At 39.3% G+C, this 1,357-nt stretch carries 2 protein-coding genes; both read left to right on the top strand.

All coding sequences use genetic code 11. From position 1 onward, the window contains the following. A partial coding sequence (locus tag AB0Q96_RS39160) for a hypothetical protein (RefSeq protein WP_365334160.1) occupies positions 1–528 on the top strand: 528 nt, incomplete at its 5' end. Positions 529–538: 10 nt separating this feature from the next. Continuing rightward, positions 539–1,357: phage portal protein (locus AB0Q96_RS39155; protein WP_365334158.1), on the top strand; the 819-nt coding region annotated here is incomplete at its 3' end.

Raw genomic sequence — 1,357 nt, 5'->3', positions numbered from 1 at the left:
CCTACATTTACGGACGAGTACTCTTTGATACATCAAGGTATTGCGCATATTGATGCCGGATATCAAGGGGCAGATAAAACCGCTTATACCGCTATGAAGCGTTTGCCGGACGGTAAATTTGTCGCATTTGGCAAACGGTGGGATAAACACGTTGACGATTGTGTGGATGAGATAATTCAAATTCACAATAGTTTCATGTTGGGCAGTGTTCATCTGGAAAATAATGCTGATAAAGGTTATTTAGCCAAGGAAGTTCGTAAAAAAGGTTTAACGGCCTCCGATTACTACGAATCAATGAATAAGTTTATCAAAATTACAACTTATTTGAGAAAAGAGTGGAAGAATATTCTTTGGTTGGATAATACAGATCCTGATTATATGAGTGATATCTTAGACTACACTGAAAATGCAACACATGATGACTGTCCGGATAGTGCAGCAAGTTTAATAAGAGAATTTACTAAAGACAGACCGAAACCAGTCAACGTCATGAAGACGATCGACACATTCAAAAAACTAGGATTGTAGAGGTGATACAGTGGAACAGAATATTCAGCTTTTAAGTGGCCAGCGATTTGATGATGAAGCGAATCTTGTTTATAAAGTGCCGGTTAATCAATTACCGAAAAGAGAGATGCTGAATCAGCGTACTGGCGAAGTTGAACAGGTAATCGACTTTGAACATGAAGATGTTTGGAAGATGATTGTTGAGTTCATCAAACACCATCGAGCCAAGCAAGTGCCAAGGTTGCAGGAACTGAAACGCTATATGTTAGGAGACAACAACATCAATTATCGTCCGAACAAACCAGAAGGTAGATCGGACAATCGTATTGCAAGTGGCTTTGCAGATTTTATCGTCTCATTTAAGTTAGGCGTATTGCTAGGGAACCCATTGAAATACAGTGGGGATCAGGCGATTGCAGAAAAAATCAACACATTTGCTAGTCAATCGAATGAAGACTACCACAATCAGTTGGTGGGTCGAGATATGATTGGATTAGGTAGAGCGTATGAATGGATTGGCCGTGATGAATACGGTAAGGAAACACTAGCTAAGTTTGACGCAGAACAAACATTCGTCATCTATGACAACACCAAAGATCGCAACTCATTATGTGGGGTTCATTACTATAAAGAAAAGTACCTAGATAAGTCGTGGACCCGAGTTGAACTATATACAAACAGCGGATTCAATTATTATCTCATCGCAGAAAATGATGACTTAGAACATGTCAAAATTGAAGATGGTGAAAGTATTGAAAGTTACTTCGATTCGGTTCAAGTTAATGAATGGATCAACAACGAAGAACGTTTGAGCGACTTTGAGCGCGTGCTTGATTCCATAGATGCCTAT

This window comes from Streptomyces sp. NPDC093111, assembly GCF_040683955.1.
Classification (GTDB): domain Bacteria; phylum Actinomycetota; class Actinomycetes; order Streptomycetales; family Streptomycetaceae; genus Streptomyces.
The sequence above is the reverse complement of the archived record's forward strand: the minus strand, read 5'-3'. Positions and strand labels throughout refer to the sequence as shown.